Origin of the sequence: Streptomyces subrutilus, assembly GCF_001746425.1 — a bacterium.
GTDB lineage: Bacteria > Actinomycetota > Actinomycetes > Streptomycetales > Streptomycetaceae > Streptomyces > Streptomyces subrutilus_A.
In genome coordinates, this window is record NZ_MEHK01000001.1 from 4992327 (window position 1) to 5009843 (window position 17517).

General features: G+C 69.5%; 18 protein-coding genes. 15 read left to right on the forward strand and 3 right to left on the reverse strand.

The annotated features are described in order from the left end of the window. The first annotated feature begins 51 nt into the window (after positions 1–51). From BGK67_RS23640 to BGK67_RS23705, 14 genes are all read left to right on the forward strand, one after another. A complete protein-coding gene (locus tag BGK67_RS23640) occupies positions 52–699 on the forward strand; it encodes an L-threonylcarbamoyladenylate synthase (protein WP_069921959.1) in 648 nt (215 codons plus the stop codon). Further along, entirely contained in the window at positions 696–1328 is a 633-nt protein-coding gene (locus tag BGK67_RS23645; RefSeq protein ID WP_069921960.1) for an arsenate reductase/protein-tyrosine-phosphatase family protein, read from the forward strand. The genes BGK67_RS23640 and BGK67_RS23645 overlap by 4 nt, the downstream gene beginning before the upstream one ends. A gap of 131 nt (positions 1329–1459) precedes the next feature. Then, positions 1460–2689 carry a serine hydroxymethyltransferase gene (gene glyA, locus BGK67_RS23650; RefSeq protein WP_069921961.1) on the forward strand — a complete coding sequence of 410 codons (1230 nt, stop codon included), beginning with the start codon at positions 1460–1462 and terminating at the stop codon, positions 2687–2689. 116 nt (positions 2690–2805) lie between these two features. Then, on the forward strand, positions 2806–4140 hold the full coding sequence (locus BGK67_RS23655) for an MraY family glycosyltransferase (RefSeq protein ID WP_069921962.1): 1335 nt from the start codon (positions 2806–2808) through the stop codon (positions 4138–4140). Positions 4141–4414: 274 nt separating this feature from the next. After that, positions 4415–4852 carry a Cg1360 family ATP-synthase-associated protein gene (locus BGK67_RS23660; RefSeq protein ID WP_069921963.1) on the forward strand — a complete coding sequence of 146 codons (438 nt, stop codon included), beginning with the start codon at positions 4415–4417 and terminating at the stop codon, positions 4850–4852. Between the two features lie 241 nt (positions 4853–5093). Beyond that, positions 5094–5903, forward strand: coding sequence for a F0F1 ATP synthase subunit A (atpB, locus tag BGK67_RS23665; protein ID WP_069921964.1), 810 nt, complete (start codon positions 5094–5096; stop codon positions 5901–5903). Between the two features lie 77 nt (positions 5904–5980). Beyond that, positions 5981–6205 (forward strand): ATP synthase F0 subunit C, encoded by a 225-nt coding sequence (gene atpE / locus BGK67_RS23670; RefSeq protein WP_030545783.1) that lies wholly within the window; start codon positions 5981–5983, stop codon positions 6203–6205. Positions 6206–6247: 42 nt separating this feature from the next. Continuing rightward, entirely contained in the window at positions 6248–6790 is a 543-nt protein-coding gene (locus BGK67_RS23675) for a F0F1 ATP synthase subunit B (RefSeq protein ID WP_069921965.1), read from the forward strand. Beyond that, positions 6787–7602: a F0F1 ATP synthase subunit delta gene (locus BGK67_RS23680; RefSeq protein ID WP_069921966.1), complete on the forward strand. Its 816-nt coding sequence runs from the start codon at positions 6787–6789 to the stop codon at positions 7600–7602. Before BGK67_RS23675 ends, BGK67_RS23680 begins: the two co-directional genes overlap by 4 nt. Positions 7603–7731: 129 nt before the next feature. Continuing rightward, on the forward strand, positions 7732–9327 hold the full coding sequence (gene atpA / locus BGK67_RS23685; RefSeq protein WP_069921967.1) for a F0F1 ATP synthase subunit alpha: 1596 nt from the start codon (positions 7732–7734) through the stop codon (positions 9325–9327). Between the two features lie 20 nt (positions 9328–9347). Next, positions 9348–10265, forward strand: coding sequence for a F0F1 ATP synthase subunit gamma (locus BGK67_RS23690; RefSeq protein ID WP_069921968.1), 918 nt, complete (start codon positions 9348–9350; stop codon positions 10263–10265). Beyond that, on the forward strand, positions 10265–11707 hold the full coding sequence (gene atpD / locus BGK67_RS23695) for a F0F1 ATP synthase subunit beta (protein ID WP_069921969.1): 1443 nt from the start codon (positions 10265–10267) through the stop codon (positions 11705–11707). Before BGK67_RS23690 ends, atpD begins: the two co-directional genes overlap by 1 nt. Before the next feature lie 141 nt (positions 11708–11848). Further along, positions 11849–12220: a F0F1 ATP synthase subunit epsilon gene (locus BGK67_RS23700; RefSeq protein ID WP_030008701.1), complete on the forward strand. Its 372-nt coding sequence runs from the start codon at positions 11849–11851 to the stop codon at positions 12218–12220. A 164-nt stretch (positions 12221–12384) separates the two neighbouring features. Continuing rightward, positions 12385–12831 (forward strand): DUF2550 domain-containing protein, encoded by a 447-nt coding sequence (locus tag BGK67_RS23705; protein WP_069924059.1) that lies wholly within the window; start codon positions 12385–12387, stop codon positions 12829–12831. A gap of 64 nt (positions 12832–12895) precedes the next feature. Here the strand turns inward: BGK67_RS23705 and BGK67_RS23710 are convergent, their stop codons facing one another. The 3 genes from BGK67_RS23710 to BGK67_RS23720 all read right to left on the reverse strand — a co-directional run bounded on the left by BGK67_RS23710 (position 12896) and on the right by BGK67_RS23720 (position 16840). Beyond that, on the reverse strand, positions 12896–14797 hold the full coding sequence (locus tag BGK67_RS23710) for a glycoside hydrolase family 18 chitinase (RefSeq protein WP_079154338.1): 1902 nt from the start codon (positions 14795–14797) through the stop codon (positions 12896–12898). 151 nt (positions 14798–14948) lie between these two features. Continuing rightward, complete coding sequence (locus tag BGK67_RS23715; RefSeq protein ID WP_069921970.1) at positions 14949–15593, reverse strand: response regulator; 645 nt, start codon at positions 15591–15593, stop codon at positions 14949–14951. After that, entirely contained in the window at positions 15590–16840 is a 1251-nt protein-coding gene (locus tag BGK67_RS23720) for a sensor histidine kinase (RefSeq protein ID WP_079154339.1), read from the reverse strand. Before BGK67_RS23720 ends, BGK67_RS23715 begins: the two co-directional genes overlap by 4 nt. 102 nt (positions 16841–16942) lie before the next feature. Between BGK67_RS23720 and BGK67_RS23725 the strand changes: the two genes are divergently transcribed. Next, complete coding sequence (locus tag BGK67_RS23725; RefSeq protein WP_069921971.1) at positions 16943–17488, forward strand: hypothetical protein; 546 nt, start codon at positions 16943–16945, stop codon at positions 17486–17488. The last annotated feature ends 29 nt before the right edge of the window (positions 17489–17517 follow it).

Consider the following 17517-nt stretch of genomic DNA (forward strand, 5'->3'; position numbering starts at 1 on the left):
CTGTTCTCCGAGCGACACCGTCACCCCCCTGCTGCACGAGGAGTCCCGCTGATGGCCCGGCGATACGACTGCAACGACGCGACGGACCGCAAGACGGGTCTGCGTGAAGCCGCATCCGCCGTGCGCCGCGGCGAGCTCGTCGTGCTGCCCACCGACACCCTGTACGGGATCGGCGCGGACGCCTTCAGCCCGGAGGCCGTCCAGGACCTGCTCGCCGCCAAGGGCCGGGGCCGCGGTATGCCCACCCCGGTGCTCATCGGCTCCCCGAACACCCTGCACGGCCTGGTCACCGACTTCTCCGAGCAGGCGTGGGAGCTCGTCGACGCCTTCTGGCCGGGCGCGCTGACGCTCGTCGCCAAGCACCAGCCCTCGCTGGCCTGGGACCTCGGCGACACCGGCGGCACTGTCGCCGTACGCATGCCCCTGCACCCCGTCGCGATCGAGCTGCTGACCGAGGTCGGACCGATGGCGGTGTCCTCGGCCAACCTGTCCGGACACCCGGCGCCCGAGGACTGCGACGCGGCGCGAGAGATGCTCGGCGACTCCGTGTCCGTGTACCTGGACGGCGGTCCGACGCCCGGCATCGAGCCGTCGTCGATCGTCGACGTCACCGGGAAGGTTCCCGTCCTGCTGCGCGCCGGGGCGCTCACCGCGGAGCAGCTGCGGGAGGTCGTACCCGACCTCGAGGTCGCCCCGTGAGCCCTGACGGGCGTGGCATAGCTGGGGGAAGTGCTTTCCGCATACTCCACGTCAGCACCGGCAACGTGTGCCGCTCGCCCATCACCGAGCGGCTGACGCGCCACGCCCTCTCCCACCGGATCGGGGGCCCGCTCACCGCGGACCTCATCGTGGAGAGCGCCGGTACCTGGGGCCATGAGGGCGCGCCGATGGAGGCGAACGCGGCCGCCGTCCTGGCGGACTTCGGAGCCGATGCCTCCGGTTTCACCGGGCGGGAGCTGCTCGACGAGCACGTCATCCGGGCCGACCTGGTGCTGACCGCCACCCGCGACCACCGGGCGCAGGTCATCTCGATGGGTCACTCGGCCGGGCTGCGCACGTTCACGCTGAAGGAGTTCACCCGGCTGGTCCGGGCGATAGATCCGGCCACCCTGCCGCCGCTGGACGACGGCATGGCCGATCGGGCGCGGGCGCTGGTGCGGGCCGCGGCGGCGCTGCGCGGCTGGCTGCTGGCCCCGTCGCCGGACGCGGACGAGGTGTACGACCCGTACGGTGCCCCGATCACCTTCTTCCGCTCGATCGGCGACGAGATCAACCAGGCGCTGGACCCGGTGGTCACGGCCCTGACGGGCGTGACGGCTTCCCGCTGAGCCCTCCCTCCGCGCCTGCCGCGGAGCCTGCCGCCGTGTCCGGGTCGGTGCCCGGCGCGCGGCCCGTCGCAGGGCACGATGCGCGGCCGCGGCCTACAGTGGCTGGTACCCGGTACCCATGGAGTCGTGCCATGAGCGTCATCACCCAGCCCACGGACGTCCTGCGACAGCAGGACCCGCAGATGGCCGACGTGCTCGAGGGGGAGCGGCAGCGCCAGGCGAGCACCTTGCAGCTGATCGCCGCCGAGAACTTCACCTCGCCCGCCGTGCTCGCCGCGCTCGGCTCCGCGCTCTCCAACAAGTACGCCGAGGGGTACCCGGGGGCCCGTTACCACGGTGGCTGCGAGTACGTCGACGCGGCCGAGCGGGTCGCCGTGGAGCGGGCGAAGGCGCTGTTCGGCGCCGAGCACGCCAATGTGCAGCCGCACTCCGGCTCCTCCGCGGTCCTGGCCGCTTACGCCGCGCTGCTGCGGCCGGGGGACACGGTGCTGGCGATGGGGCTCCCGTACGGCGGCCACCTCACCCACGGTTCGCCCGCGAACTTCTCCGGGCGGTGGTTCGACTTCGTCGGGTACGGCGTGGACGCGGAGACCGGGCTCGTCGACTACGAGCAGGTGCAGCAGCTCGCCCACGCGCACCGGCCGAAAGCGATCGTCTGCGGCTCCATCTCCTACCCCCGCCACCCCGAGTACTCGGCGTTCCGGGAGATCGCCGACGAGGTCGGCGCGTACCTGATCGCCGACGCCGCCCACCCCATCGGCCTGGTGGCCGGCGGGGCCGCGCCGAGTCCCGTCCCGTACGCGGACGTCGTCTGCGCGACCACGCACAAGGTCCTGCGCGGTCCGCGCGGCGGGATGCTGCTGTGCGGCGCCGAGTTCGCCGAGCGGATCGACCGGGCGGTGTTCCCCTTCACCCAGGGCGGCGCCCAGATGCACACCATCGCCGCCAAGGCGGTGGCCTTCGGGGAGGCGGCGACCCCCGCCTTCTCCACGTACGCCCACCGGGTCGTCGCCAACGCCCGTGCGCTGGCGGAGGCGTTGGAGGGCCACGGCTTCGCCGTGACCACCGGCGGCACCGACACCCACCTGATCACCGCCGACCCGGCGGCGCTGGGCGTCGACGGCCCGGCGGCGCGCGGCCGGCTGGCCGCCGCCGGGATCGTGCTGGACACCTGCGCCCTCCCGTACGGGGACCAGCGCGGCGTACGGCTCGGCACGGCCGCCGTGACCACGCAGGGGATGGGGGAGGCGGAGATGCTCCGGATCGCGGCGCTGTTCACGGCCGCGCTGCACGGGGACGCGGCGCGGACGCGTACGGAGGTCAAGGAACTGACGATGGGGTTTCCCCCTTACGGGGCGTAAACGGGACAAGAGGGGCGTAGGGGAACCGGGATACCCTCCCCTCGCGTCCTCGGTGGAGGGGACATCACAGCTAATGTGTGGGGCTGAGATGGCCGGCGATACATCTGGGGCAGCCCGTGCGTGAATATCTGCTGACACTTTGTGTCACGGTCGCGGTGACCTACCTGCTGACCGGGCCCGTGCGGAAGTTCGCGATCGCGGCCGGGGCCATGCCGGAGATCCGCGCCCGCGACGTGCACCGCGAGCCCACGCCGCGGCTGGGCGGGATCGCCATGTTCGGCGGCCTGTGCGCGGGCCTGCTCGTCGCCGACCACCTGCACAACCTCAACGGCGTCTTCGAACTCTCCAACGAACCGCGCGCGCTGCTCTCGGGCGCCGCCCTGATCTGGCTGGTCGGCGTACTCGACGACAAGTTCGAGATCGACGCCCTGATCAAGCTCGGCGCCCAGATGATCTCCGCCGGCGTGATGGTCATGCAGGGTCTGACCATCCTGTGGATCCCGGTCCCCTGGATCGGCACGGTCGCGCTCACCCAGTGGCAGGGCAACCTGCTCACCGTGGCCCTCGTCGTCATCACCATCAACGCGGTGAACTTCGTGGACGGCCTGGACGGCCTGGCCGCCGGCATGGTGTGCATCGCCGCCACCGCGTTCTTCCTGTACGCCTACCGGATCTGGTTCGGCTACGGCATCGAGGCGGCCGCGCCCGCGACGCTCTTCGCCGCGATCCTGATGGGCATGTGCCTGGGCTTCCTCCCGCACAACATGCATCCCGCCCGGATCTTCATGGGGGACTCCGGCTCGATGCTCATCGGGCTGGTGCTCGCCGCCTCCGCGATCTCGATCAGCGGCCAGGTCGACCCGGACGCGCTGGCCCTGTTCGCGGGTGGTGAGCGCAACGCGACGCACGCGATGTTCCCGGTCTTCATCCCGCTGATCCTGCCGCTGACGATCATCGCGATCCCGATGGCCGACCTGGTCCTGGCCATCGCCCGGCGCACGTGGAAGGGCCAGTCGCCGTTCGCCGCCGACCGCGGGCACCTGCACCACCGGCTCCTCGAGCTCGGACATTCGCACAGCCGGGCGGTGCTGATCATGTACTTCTGGTCGGGGCTGATCGCCTTCGGCACGGTGGCGTACTCGGTGAACTCCGCCTCGATGTGGATCGTGCTGGCGATCGCCGCGCTCAGCGCCGTGGGCCTGATCCTGCTGCTCCTGCCGCGCTTCACCCCGCGCGCCCCGCGCTGGGCGGAGAGCCTGGTGCCCCCGCGCTACCGGCACGCCGCACGGGCCGCCGAGGCCGCGGCCGAGGCGGCCGCCAGGGACGCCTCGGGCACCGAGCCGGAGCCCGCGAGGCCGATCGCGGTGGGGGTCTCGGGCGTCAACGGGGCGACCGCCATCGGCCCCCGTTCGCGCTTCCCCGACCGGCGCAAGGCTGAATCGACCCGATGACCGCGGCGACGCATATCGGATATGCGAGCCCAATAGCAGACAAGAGGCGGCCCTGTCGTGCACACACGCGCAGGGTCCCTCTCATGTGTGACAGTCAGCACACTTCGCAGGTAAAGCTCTCATCAAATAGTTTGTGATACCGTTCACTAAACCCGGCGACAGAGCCGAAGGACCGTAGTGCGACGGTCCATTGGCCCGAGGACCACACTCGGACCGGGCTTACGCTCGTCCCGTACGAGTCCCGTGCCCCCACCACCACGCGGAGCAACCCGCCATGCGGTCTGATGACGTCCGATCTCTCCTGCAAGCCGCCGTACCCACCGCTGCCGCCGGCGCTCTCGCCGCCGTGATCAGCGCTCTGGTCGTCGGCGGCAAGGGGGCGGTCGGTGCCGTCGTCGCGACGCTGGTCGTGATTTTGTTCATGGGCATCGGATTCGTCGTTCTCCAGCGCACGGCGAAATCACTCCCGCATCTCTTCCAGGCCATGGGGCTCATGCTCTACGCGGCCCAGATTCTGCTGCTCTTCGTCTTTCTCGCCGCGTTCAAGAACACCACTCTGTTCCACCCCAAGGCCTTCGCGATCACGCTCGTCGCCACCACCCTCGTGTGGATCGGCGCACAGACGCGTGCTCATATGAAGGCCAAGATCCTTTACGTCGAACCGGACTCGATGAAGGGCGACAAGCCCGAAAATCCGGGGCCGAGGTCGTGAAGGGTAGGGCCGGGATAAGTGGGCGTTCGAGATCCTGCTATCGTCCGGTGCCAACTGCGGCACTGCGGGCGCGGGCATCTGAGCTGACGCCTGTTCCATCGCGAGGCTCGATGCCTGAACGCCGCCCCACCATCCGTTACACCAGTCCAGTGCCGAACCGCGGCTGCTCGCCGCGCCGACACAACGAGGTTGCCGTACCTATGCGCCACGCTGAAGGAGCCCTGCGGTGAGTGCTGCTGACATGACGCTCGCCTTCGATATCAACTGTCATTTCGAAGACACTCCCAGCTGCGGCTTCCCGGGCCCGACCCTGTACTCGTTCCTGTTCGAGCCGATCTTCGGCGACGCGGACAGCAACCTGTACTTCAACAAGACGATGCTGCTCGCCCTGCTGGGCTCGGTCATCATCGTCGGCTTCTTCTGGGCAGCGTTCCGGAAGCCGAAGGTCGTCCCGGGCAAGCTTCAGATGGTCGCCGAGGCCGGTTACGACTTCGTACGCCGCGGCATCGTCTACGAGACGCTCGGCAAGAAGGAAGGCGAGAAGTACGTCCCCTTCATGGTGGCGTTGTTCTTCTTCGTCTGGATCATGAACCTGTGGTCGATCGTGCCGCTGGCCCAGTTCCCGGTGACCGCGGTCATCGCGTACCCGGCCGGCCTCGCCGCGATCGTCTACATCATGTGGATGTCGGTGACCTTCAAGCGCCACGGCTTCGTCGGCGGCTTCAAGAACCTCACGGGCTACGACAAGTCCCTCGGCGCGATCCTGCCGATGGTCATGGTGATCGAGTTCTTCTCGAACGTCATCGTCCGCCCGTTCACCCACGCGGTCCGACTGTTCGCGAACATGTTCGCGGGTCACACCCTGCTGCTGCTGTTCACCATCGCCAGCTGGTACCTGCTGAACGGGATCGGCATCGCCTACGCCGGTGTCTCGTTCGTCATGGTCATCGTGATGACCGCGTTCGAGCTCTTCATCCAGGCTGTCCAGGCTTACGTCTTCGTGCTCCTGGCCTGCAGCTTCCTGCAGGGCGCGCTCGCCGAGCACCACTGAGCGAGTTCGCTCCGCACACCCCCGAATCGTCCGGTGGCCAACCCCCACCGGTCCATGAAAGAGAAGGAAGAACTGGCATGTCCCAGACCCTTGCTGCCGTCGAAGGTTCCCTCAGCTCCGTCGGTTACGGTCTCGCGGCGATCGGCCCGGGCGTCGGCGTCGGCATCATCTTCGGTAACGGCACGCAGGCTCTCGCCCGTCAGCCTGAGGCTGCCGGTCTGATCCGCGCCAACCAGATCCTCGGCTTCGCCTTCTGTGAGGCGCTCGCCCTCATCGGTCTGGTCATGCCGTTCGTCTACTAAGACGAACTCCACGACTAGTCCGAATCGACGAAAGGCACTGATGTGAACCTCCTGGTTCTCGCGGCCGAGGAACCTCAGAATCCCCTCGTCCCGCCGATCCCCGAGCTCGTCATCGGTCTGATCGCCTTCGTCATCGTCTTCGGTTTCCTCGCGAAGAAGCTCCTCCCGAACATCAACAAGGTTCTGGAAGAGCGCCACGCGGCGATCGAAGGCGGTATCGAAAAGGCAGAAGCCGCTCAGACCGAGGCTCAGAGCGTCCTGGAGCAGTACAAGGCCCAGCTCGCCGAAGCCCGGCACGAGGCCGCGCGCCTGCGCCAGGAAGCGCTGGAGCAGGGCACTGCGCTCAAGGAAGAACTGCGCGCAGAGGGCCAGCGGCAGCGTGAGGAGATCATCGCTGCCGGCCACGCCCAGATCGCGGCCGACCGCAAGGCCGCCTCTCAGGCGCTGCGCCAGGACGTGGGCAAGCTCGCCACCGACCTGGCCGGAAAGCTCGTCGGCGAGTCCCTCGAGGACCACGCCCGGCAGAGCCGCACGATCGACCGCTTCCTCAGCGAGCTCGAGGAGAAGGCCGAGGCCGCCCGATGAACGGAGCGAGCCGCGAGGCGCTGGCCTCCGCGCGTGAGCGTCTCGACGCGCTGACGGACAACACGTCCGTCGACGCGGCGAAGCTCGCCGGTGAGCTGGCCGCCGTCACCGCGCTGCTCGACCGTGAGGTCTCGCTGCGTCGGGTCCTCACCGACCCGGCGCAGTCCGGCGAGGCCAAGGCCGAGCTGGCCGGTCGACTGCTGGGCGGCCAGGTGGGCGGGGAGACCCTCGACCTGGTGTCCGGCATGGTCCGGTCCCGCTGGTCGCAGTCCCGTGACCTGGTGGACTCGCTGGAGGAGCTGGCGAACACCGCCGACCTCACCGCGGCCCAGCAGGCGGACGCGCTCGACAACGTCGAGGACGAGGTCTTCCGCTTCGGCCGGATCGTCTCCTCGAGCACCGAGCTGCGTGCCGCGCTGACCGACCGTGCGGCGACCACCGCCGCCAAGGGCGGGCTGCTGCGCAGCCTGCTCGGCGGCAAGGTGAACGCCGTCACCGAGCGCCTGGTGATCCGTCTTGTCACGCTGCCGCGTGGACGTAGCCTGGAAGCGGGACTCGAGTCCCTTTCCACGCTCGCCGCCGAGCGCCGCAACCGCATGGTCGCCACCGTGACCAGCGCGGTTCCGCTCAGCGACGTGCAGAAGGCGCGTCTCGGAGCGGTGCTGGCCAAGCTGTACGGCCGCCAGATGCACCTGAACCTCGACGTGGACCCCGAGGTCCTCGGCGGGATCACGGTGCGCGTCGGCGACGAGGTCATCGACGGCACCATCGCGGACCGCCTCTCCGAGGCGTCCCGCCGCATGGCCGGCTGACCAGCCACCAATAGAACAACGCATTCCTAGCGGCCCGGTTGGGCCGTGCAGAACTTGCAGAAGATTCCTGGGGGTCGCCCCCAGACCCCTAAGAAGCTTCAGGCCCAACAAGGAGAGCAGGGAACCCAGATGGCGGAGCTCACGATCCGGCCGGAGGAGATCCGGGACGCACTGGAGAACTTTGTCCAGTCGTACCAGCCGGACGCGGCCTCGCGCGAGGAGGTCGGAACGGTCAGCGTTGCCGGCGACGGCATCGCGAAGGTGGAGGGCCTGCCCTCCGCCATGGCGAACGAGCTGCTGAAGTTCGAGGACGGCACCCTCGGTCTCGCCCTCAACCTCGAGGAGCGCGAGATCGGTGCGGTCGTCCTCGGCGAGTTCAGCGGTATCGAGGAGGGCCAGCCGGTGCAGCGCACCGGTGAGGTTCTGTCCGTAGGTGTCGGCGAGGGCTACCTCGGCCGCGTTGTCGACCCGCTCGGCAACCCGATCGACGGTCTCGGCGAGATCGCGACCGAAGGCCGCCGCGCCCTTGAGCTGCAGGCCCCGGGCGTCATGGTCCGCAAGTCGGTCCACGAGCCCATGCAGACCGGCTACAAGGCCATCGACGCGATGGTGCCGATCGGCCGTGGCCAGCGTCAGCTGATCATCGGCGACCGCCAGACGGGTAAGACCGCCCTGGCCGTCGACACGATCATCAACCAGCGCGACAACTGGCGCTCGGGCGACGTGAACAAGCAGGTCCGCTGCATCTACGTCGCCATCGGCCAGAAGGGCTCGACCATCGCGTCCGTTCGCGGCGCCCTGGAAGACGCCGGCGCGCTCGAGTACACGACGATCGTCGCCGCCCCGGCGTCCGACCCGGCCGGCTTCAAGTACCTGGCGCCGTACACCGGTTCGGCCATCGGCCAGCACTGGATGTACGCGGGCAAGCACGTCCTGATCATCTTCGACGACCTGTCGAAGCAGGCCGACGCCTACCGCGCCGTGTCGCTGCTGCTGCGCCGCCCGCCGGGCCGCGAGGCCTACCCGGGTGACGTCTTCTACCTGCACTCCCGTCTGCTGGAGCGCTGCGCGAAGCTGTCCGACGACATGGGTGCCGGTTCGATGACCGGTCTGCCGATCGTCGAGACCAAGGCGAACGACGTGTCGGCGTTCATCCCGACCAACGTCATCTCCATCACCGACGGCCAGTGCTTCCTGGAGTCCGACCTGTTCAACGCGGGCCAGCGCCCGGCGCTGAACGTCGGTATCTCGGTCTCCCGCGTCGGTGGCTCCGCCCAGCACAAGGCCATGAAGCAGGTTTCCGGCCGTCTGCGCCTGGACCTCGCCCAGTACCGCGAGCTGGAGGCGTTCGCCGCCTTCGGTTCCGACCTGGACGCCGCGTCGAAGGCTTCGCTGGAGCGCGGCAAGCGTCTGGTCGAGCTGCTGAAGCAGGGCCAGTACCAGCCGATGCCCGTCGAGGAGCAGGTCGTCTCCGTCTGGGCCGGTACCACCGGCAAGATGGACGACGTCCCGGTCAACGACATCCGTCGCTTCGAGTCGGAGCTGCTGGAGCACCTGCGTCGCGAGCGCAAGGACCTCCTCACCTCCATCGCCGAGGGCGGCAAGATGTCGGACGACACCCTGACGTCGATCGCCGACGCCATCGCCGCCTTCAAGCGCCAGTTCGAGACCTCGGACGGCAAGCTTCTGGGCGAGGACGCGCCGGCCGTCAACGTCTCCAAGTGACGACGGAAGGGACCTGACTCATGGGAGCGCAGCTCCGGGTCTACAAGCGTCGCATCCGTGCCGTCACGGCGACCAAGAAGATCACCAAGGCGATGGAGATGATCGCCGCCTCGCGCATCGTCAAGGCGCAGCGCAAGGTGGCGGCATCGATGCCGTACGCGACCGAGCTCACCCGTGCGGTGACCGCGGTGGCGACCGGTTCGAACACCAAGCACGCCCTGACGACCGAGGTCGAGACGCCGACCCGCGCCGCGGTCCTGCTCATCACGAGCGACCGCGGTCTGGCCGGCGGCTACTCCTCCAACGCCATCAAGCAGGCGGAGCGGCTCACCGAGCGGCTGCGCGGCGAGGGCAAGGAGGTCGACACGTACATCGTCGGCCGTAAGGGTCTGGCCTACTACGGCTTCCGCGAGCGCAAGGTCGCGGAGTCGTGGACCGGTTTCACCGACAGCCCGGCCTACGCCGACGCCAAGCGCGTCGCCGGACCGCTGATCGAGGCCATCCAGCTGGAAACGGCCGAGGGCGGCGTCGACGAGCTGCACATCGTCTACACGGAATTCGTGTCGATGATGACGCAGAACGCGGTGGACGGCCGGATGCTGCCGCTCAGCCTCGACCAGGCTGCGGACGAGACCGGTACGAAGGGCGAGATCCTTCCGCTGTTCGACTTCGAGCCGTCGGCGGAGGACGTCCTCGACGCCCTGCTGCCGCGCTACGTCGAGAGCCGCATCTACAACGCACTGCTGCAGTCGGCCGCTTCCGAGCACGCCGCCCGCCGCCGCGCGATGAAGTCGGCGACCGACAACGCCGGGGATCTCATCAAGAGCCTCTCCCGGCTTGCCAACGCGGCCCGCCAGGCCGAAATCACCCAGGAAATCAGCGAGATCGTCGGTGGCGCGAGCGCCATGGCTGACGCGACCGCGGGGAGTGACAAGTAATGACGACCACTGTTGAGACGGCCGCCGCCACGGGCCGCGTCGCCCGGGTCATCGGCCCGGTCGTCGACGTGGAGTTCCCCGTCGACGCCATGCCCGAGATCTACAACGCCCTCAAGGTCCAGGTCGCCGACCCGGCCGAGGACGGCAAGCTCAAGACCCTGACCCTCGAGGTCGCGCAGCACCTGGGTGACGGCCTCGTCCGTACCATCTCGATGCAGCCGACCGACGGTCTGGTCCGCCAGGCCGCGGTGACCGACACGGGCGAGGGCATCACCGTCCCCGTCGGTGACTTCACCAAGGGCAAGGTGTTCAACACCCTCGGTGAGGTGCTGAACTACCCGGAGGAGAACGCCAACGTCACCGAGCGCTGGCCGATCCACCGCAAGGCGCCCCGCTTCGACGAGCTCGAGTCGAAGACCGAGATGTTCGAGACCGGCGTCAAGGTCATCGACCTTCTCACCCCGTACGTCAAGGGTGGAAAGATCGGTCTGTTCGGTGGTGCCGGTGTCGGCAAGACCGTTCTGATCCAGGAAATGATCTACCGCGTCGCCAACAACCACGATGGTGTGTCGGTCTTCGCGGGCGTCGGTGAGCGTACCCGTGAGGGCAACGACCTCATCGAGGAGATGGCCGAGTCGGGCGTCATCGACAAGACGGCCCTCGTCTTCGGCCAGATGGACGAGCCCCCGGGCACCCGTCTGCGCGTCGCCCTGGCCGGTCTGACCATGGCGGAGTACTTCCGCGATGTGCAGAAGCAGGACGTGCTGTTCTTCATCGACAACATCTTCCGGTACACCCAGGCGGGTTCCGAGGTGTCGACCCTGCTCGGCCGTATGCCCTCCGCGGTGGGTTACCAGCCGAACCTGGCCGACGAGATGGGTCTCCTCCAGGAGCGCATCACCTCGACCCGTGGTCACTCGATCACCTCGATGCAGGCGATCTACGTCCCCGCGGACGACCTGACCGACCCGGCGCCGGCGACCACCTTCGCCCACCTCGACGCGACGACGGTTCTCTCCCGTCCGATCTCCGAGAAGGGCATCTACCCGGCCGTGGACCCGCTGGACTCGACGTCCCGCATCCTCGACCCGCGGTACATCGCGGCGGACCACTACGCCACGGCGATGCGCGTCAAGGGGATCCTGCAGAAGTACAAGGACCTCCAGGACATCATCGCGATCCTCGGTATCGACGAGCTGGGCGAGGAGGACAAGCTCGTCGTCCACCGTGCCCGTCGCGTCGAGCGCTTCCTGTCGCAGAACACCCACGTGGCGAAGCAGTTCACCGGTGTGGACGGTTCGGACGTTCCGCTCGACGAGTCGATCACCGCGTTCAACGCGATCTGCGACGGTGACTACGACCACTTCCCCGAGCAGGCGTTCTTCCTGTGCGGTGGCATCGAGGACCTGAAGGCCAACGCCAAGGAGCTGGGCGTCTCCTGATCCGGCGCGCTCCTCGCGGGGCGCATCCGGTTCGACGGTTTCACGGAGAGGGGCGGGGTATGTCCCGTCCCTCTCCCCACGCCCATTAGAATTTGACCCAACACCCGGCTGACCCGCCGGGTGGTGACCCGAGGAGCCACCTTGGCTGCTGAGCTGCACGTCGAGCTGGTCGCGGCGGACCGCAATGTCTGGTCCGGCGAGGCCACCCTTGTTGTCGCCCGCACCACGTCCGGCGACATCGGCGTCATGCCCGGTCACCAGCCGCTTCTCGGTGTGCTGGAATCGGGCCCTGTGACCATCCGCACCAGTGACGGCAACACCGTCGTCGCGGCGGTGCACGGCGGATTCATCTCGTTCGCGGACAACAAGCTGTCCCTGCTGGCCGAGATCGCCGAGCTCGCGGACGAGATCGACGTCCAGCGTGCGGAGCGGGCACTGGAGCGCGCGAAGGCGGAGGCCGATGCGGCCGCCGAGCGTCGCGCGGATGTCCGGCTGCGCGCCGTAACGGGCTGAACACCCGTCGGAGTTTGAACCGCTGAGTGCCGGAGGGCGACCTCCGGGGCTCGGCAAACCTCAGCCGCGGTCCGTTCTGGAATTTTCCAGACCGGGTCGCGGCTGAGGCGATGCAGGTCGTTTTTTTGGCATGCGGTATTCGATGAGCGAGGAGGTCGGTGAAGATGCTCCTCGCTCTGCTTGTGAGCGGCCTGGTCGTAGCCCTGGTGGTGATCGGGCTGTTTGTCTTCGGCCTGCGCCGCAGACTCATCCAGCGCTCCGGCGGCACCTTCGACTGCAGCATGCGCTGGGGAGTGCCCGAGGAGACCGACACCTCCGGCAAGGGCTGGGTGTACGGGGTCGCGCGCTACAGCGGCGACCGCATCGAGTGGTTCCGGGTGTTCTCGTACTCCCCCCGCCCGCGCCGGCTGCTGGAGCGCTCCTCCATCGAGGTCGTCGCCCGCCGCGCCCCCGAGGGCGAGGAGGAGCTGGCCCTGCTCTCCGACGCCGTCGTGCTGGGCTGTGTCCACCAGGGCACGCGCCTGGAGCTGGCGATGAGCGAGGACGCGCTGACCGGCTTCCTGGCCTGGCTCGAGGCGGCGCCGCCCGGGCAACGGGTGAACGTCGCCTGACGTGGCACGGACGTGAAGAAGCCGGGGAGACGGGGGCGGACCCGTCTCCCCGGCTTCGGTCTTCCTACTGGAGCCCGGTGTGGATGGCGTTCGCGAGCTCACCGTTGCTCGTGTCGCCGCTGAACTCCCAGAAGAACGCTCCCTTGAGGCCCTGCTGCTTGGCCCAGGTCATCTTCCCGGCGATGGTGGCGGGGGTGTCGTAGCTCCACCAGTTGCTGCCGCACTTGGCGTAGGCCGTGCCGGCGATGGTGCCGGTGGCCGGGCAGCTGTTCTTGAGCACCTTGTAGTCCTCGATGCCCTGCTCGTAGGTGCCGGGGGCCGGTCCGGTGGCCGCGCCGCCGGGTGCGGCCTGGGTGACGCCGGTCCAGCCGCGGCCGTAGAAGCCGATGCCGAGGTTGAGCTTCGAGCCGGCCACGCCCTTGGCCTTGAGCTTGGCGATGGCGTCGGCGGAGTTGAAGCCGGCCTGCGGGATGCCCGTGTAGGAGGTGAGCGGGGAGTGCGGGGCCGTCGGGCCCTGCGCCGCCCAGGCGCCGAAGAAGTCGTAGGTCATGACGTTGTAGAAGTCGACGTACTGCGCCGCGCCGCCGTAGTCGGCCGCGTCGATCTTGCCGCCGCTGGAGGCGTCGGCGGTGATGGCGGCGGTGACCAGGTTGTTCGCGCCGAACCTCGCCCGGGTCGCCTGCATCAGGTTCTTGAACGCGGCCGGGCCGCTGGTGTCGCAGGACAGGCCGCAGGCGTTCGGGTACTCCCAGTCCAGGTCGATCCCGTCGAAGACGTCGGCCCAGCGCGGGTCCTCGACGAGGTTGTAGCAGGACTGGGCGAAGGCGGCCGGGTTGGCCGCGGCCTGCGGGAAGCCGCCGGACCAGGTCCAGCCGCCGAAGGACCACAGCACCTTGATGTGCGGGTAGGCCTTCTTCAGCTTGCGCAGCTGGTTGAAGTTGCCGCGCAGCGGCTGGTCCCAGGTGTCGGCCACGCCGTCGACGCTCTGGTCGGCGGTGTAGGCCTTGTCGTAGTCGGCGAAGGCGTCACCGATGGTGCACTGGCCGTTCTGGACGTTGCCGAAGGCGTAGTTGATATGGGTGATCTTGCTCGCCGAACCGGATGTGACCAGGTTCTTCACGTGGTAGTTGCGGCCGTAGACGCCCCAGTTGGTGAAGTAGCCGAGCTTGACCTTCCCGGCGGGGTCCGGCGGCGGGATGGTGCCGCCGGCGGTGGTCACCGACAGGGCGCCGGAGGACGGGCCGGTCTGGTTCGCGGTGTCGCGGGCGGTGACGGTGTAGTCGTACGTCGTGCCCTTGGTCAGGCCGGAGTCGGCGAAGCCGGTGCCGGTGACGGTCGCGATCTTGGCGCCGCCGCGGTAGACGTCGTAGTTCTTGACGCCCTTGTCGTCGGTGGCGGGGGACCAGCTCAGGGACAGCGAGGTCTCGGTGACGTTGGCGGCCGTGGGGGTACCGGGCGCGGTGGGGGGAGCGTCGCCCGGCTGGCTGCCGTCACAGGAGACGCCGTTGATCTTGCAGCCGGCGGGGGAGCCGCTGCCGGTGCCGTTGAATCCGAAGCTGGCGGTGCCGCCGGGGGCGAGGGTGCCGTTCCAGCCGACGTTCTTGCCGGTCCAGTGGGTGCCGGAGCTGGTGACGGTGGCGTCCCAGGCGGAGGTGACCGCGGTGCCGGCCGGATAGTCCCACTCGACGGTCCACGAGGAGATGGTGGTGGTGCCGGTGTTCTTCACCGTCCACTTGCCCTCGAAGCCGGTGCCCCAGTCGGACACCTTGGTGTACGTCGCGGTCGCGGACGTGGCGGCCTGCGCGGGGCCGGCCAGCACGACGAGACCGGTGACGGGCAGGGCGAGGGCGGCCACGACGGCCGCGACCCGCCTGAAGAAGCGGGTACGCCCGGTGCGGGGTGGGGATGCTGTGCTCAAGGGTGATCCTCCGTAGGTCCGTCGTGGTCGTGGGGCCGACTTCGACATGGGGGTGGGACCTGCGCCGCCCGTGAGCACGCTTTGTCATGGCACGCTCACCACAGTTGTTTGCGGTGAGCGTAGAAAGGTCTGGACCAAGCGTCAAGAGGTCCAGACCTCATGCCGGAACTTCCTCGGGGCGCGGCGCGGAAGGCCGGCGCTACAAGTCCAACTCCTGCGCCAGGACGGCCGCTTGGACGCGGCTGCGCAGCTCGAGCTTGCTCAGGAGCCGGCTGACGTGCGTCTTCGCCGTTGCCTCCGCCATGTCCAGGTGCACGGCGATCTCCGCGTTCGACAGCCCCGCGCCCAGGCACGACAGGACCTCCCGCTCGCGGCGGGTCAGCGTCTCCAGGGCCGGCGGGGCGGCCTGCCTGGCCGGGCGGGCCGGAGCCGCGAACTCCGCGATCAGCCGCCGGGTCACCGCGGGGGCGATCAGGCCCTCCCCGCGCGCCACCGTCCGTACCGCCTCGACCAGCTCCGCGGCCTCCGCGTTCTTCAGCAGGAAGCCGGCGGCCCCCGCCCGCAGCGCCCCGAAGACGTACTCGTCGAGGTCGAAGGTGGTCAGGACCAGGACGTCGGCCAGCCCCTCGCCGACCACCTCGCGGGTCGCGGACACCCCGTCGAGCCTCGGCATCTGCACGTCCATGAGGACGAGGTCCGGCCGCAGCTCCCGGGCCAGGCGCACGGCCTCCTCCCCGTCGGCCGCCTCGCCCACCACCTCGATGCCGCCCGCACTGCGCAGGATGAGGACCAGCCCGGCGCGTACCGCGCGCTGGTCTTCCGCCACCACCACCCTTATGGTCATGCCTCCACCTCCTTCTCCTCGGCGGGCAGGGTCGCCCGCAGGTGCCACATCTCGCCGGACGGGCCCGCCGAGAACTCCCCGCCCAGCAGCTCCGCACGCTCCCGCATGCCGATCAGCCCGGCCCCGGAACCGGGTGCCCGCGGACCCGTGCGCTGCCCGTAGGGGGAGTCCACCGCCACGGTCAGCCGGCCCTCCTCCCGGGCCACGCGGACCGTGACCGTGCCCGCGACGGCGTGCTTGAGGGCGTTGGTGAGCGACTCCTGGACGATCCGGTACGCGGCCAGCTCCACCGGGGTCGGCAGGGTGCCCCGCCCCGGCGCCCGGACGTCGTGCAGTACGAAGTCCAGCCCGCTCGCCGCGCCGTTCGTACGGGCCTGCGCCACCAGGGCGTCCAGCCCGTCCAGCGTGGGCAGCGCCACCGCCTCCCGCCCGGCTCCGGCGTCCCGCAGCAGCCCGATCAGGCGCCGCATCTCGGCCAGGCCCTGGACGCTGTTCTCCCGGATCACCCCGAGCGCCTCGCGGCTGGTGTCGGCCTGGTCGATGGAGAGCGCGGCGGTGGAGTGGATGGCGATGGCGGAGAGGTGGTTGGCCACCATGTCGTGCAGCTCCCGGGCCATCCGGGCGCGCTCGGCGGCGACGGCCTGGCTGCGGTCCATCTCGGCCAGCAGCGCGGTCTGCTCGGCCCGCAGCCGGGCGGCCACGGCGGCCTCGCGGTGGTTGCGCAAGGTGGCGCCGGTCAGCGCCGGGGCGAAGCTGACGAGGCCGGTGACCACGCCGATCAGCAGGGCCTGCGGGGTGCGCAGCCAGGCCAGGAAGCCGATGGTGACGGCCACGGTGACCAGGCCGGTGCTGATCGGGAGCCGCCGGGCCGCGGCCGGCGTGCCGTACACGACGGCCGCGTACATCAGGTCGGTGTAGATCAGGATGGTGACGAGGCTGCCGACCGTGAACTCGTTGGCGATCACGCCGAGGGTGCCGACGGCCAGGGCCGTCTGCGGCCGGGAGCGGCGCAGCAGCTCCAGCGCGGAGAGCACCACGAGGGGGACCAGGGCGGCCCAGGCGGGCAGGAGGTGCCGGACGCTGCTGCTGTAGACGCCCAGCGACCACATGACCAGGCCCGCGAGCAGGCTGACCACGGCGAGCAGGACGTCGTGGCGGTGGGGGCGCAGGCTCTTCGTGGTCACGTTCTCATCCAACAGGGTGCGCGGGGAGCCGACCTCGGCGGAGAGGCCGAGTTGGCAGTACATCGAAGGATGCAGCCGCCTTTCCTCACAGGCGACGACGAAACGGGCCGGACCGGACGGGAGCCTTGAAGGGAAGCGTCAGTCCCGAGTGGAACGGAGAGTCCCGTGATCGTCGCGCTGATCATCGCCTGTGAGGTGGGCTTCTGGGTGCTGCTGGCCGCCGGCCTGGCCCTGCGCTACCTCGCGAAGATGCCCCGGCTGGGCGCGGCGGTCCTGCTGTGCGAGCCGGTGATGGAGCTGGTCCTGCTGGTGGTCACCACCCTCGACCTCAAGAACGGCGCCGCGCCCGACTGGAAGCACGGTCTGGCCGCGCTGTACATCGGCTACACCGTCGCCTACGGCCACTACACGATCAAGTGGCTCGACGGCCACGCGGCGTACCGGCTGGCCGGCGGGCCCAAGCCGGCCGGCGCGGGATACGGGAAGGAGCGGGCCGCCCACGAGTGGCGGCTGTGGATCCGGACCGTCGTCGCCGCGGCCGTCGCCCTCGGCCTCCTCCAGGCCGCCATCTGGTACGTCGGGGACGCGGGCGACGTCAGCTCGCTCAAGGCGTGGCAGTACGGCGCCCTGCGCGCGGTCGGCATCCACGGCCTGATCGCCGTCGCCTACACGGTATGGCCGAAAAAGGCCCCCGCGGGCCAGGTCTCCTAGGGCCCCGAACCGGCGAGCCGGTCCGGGCG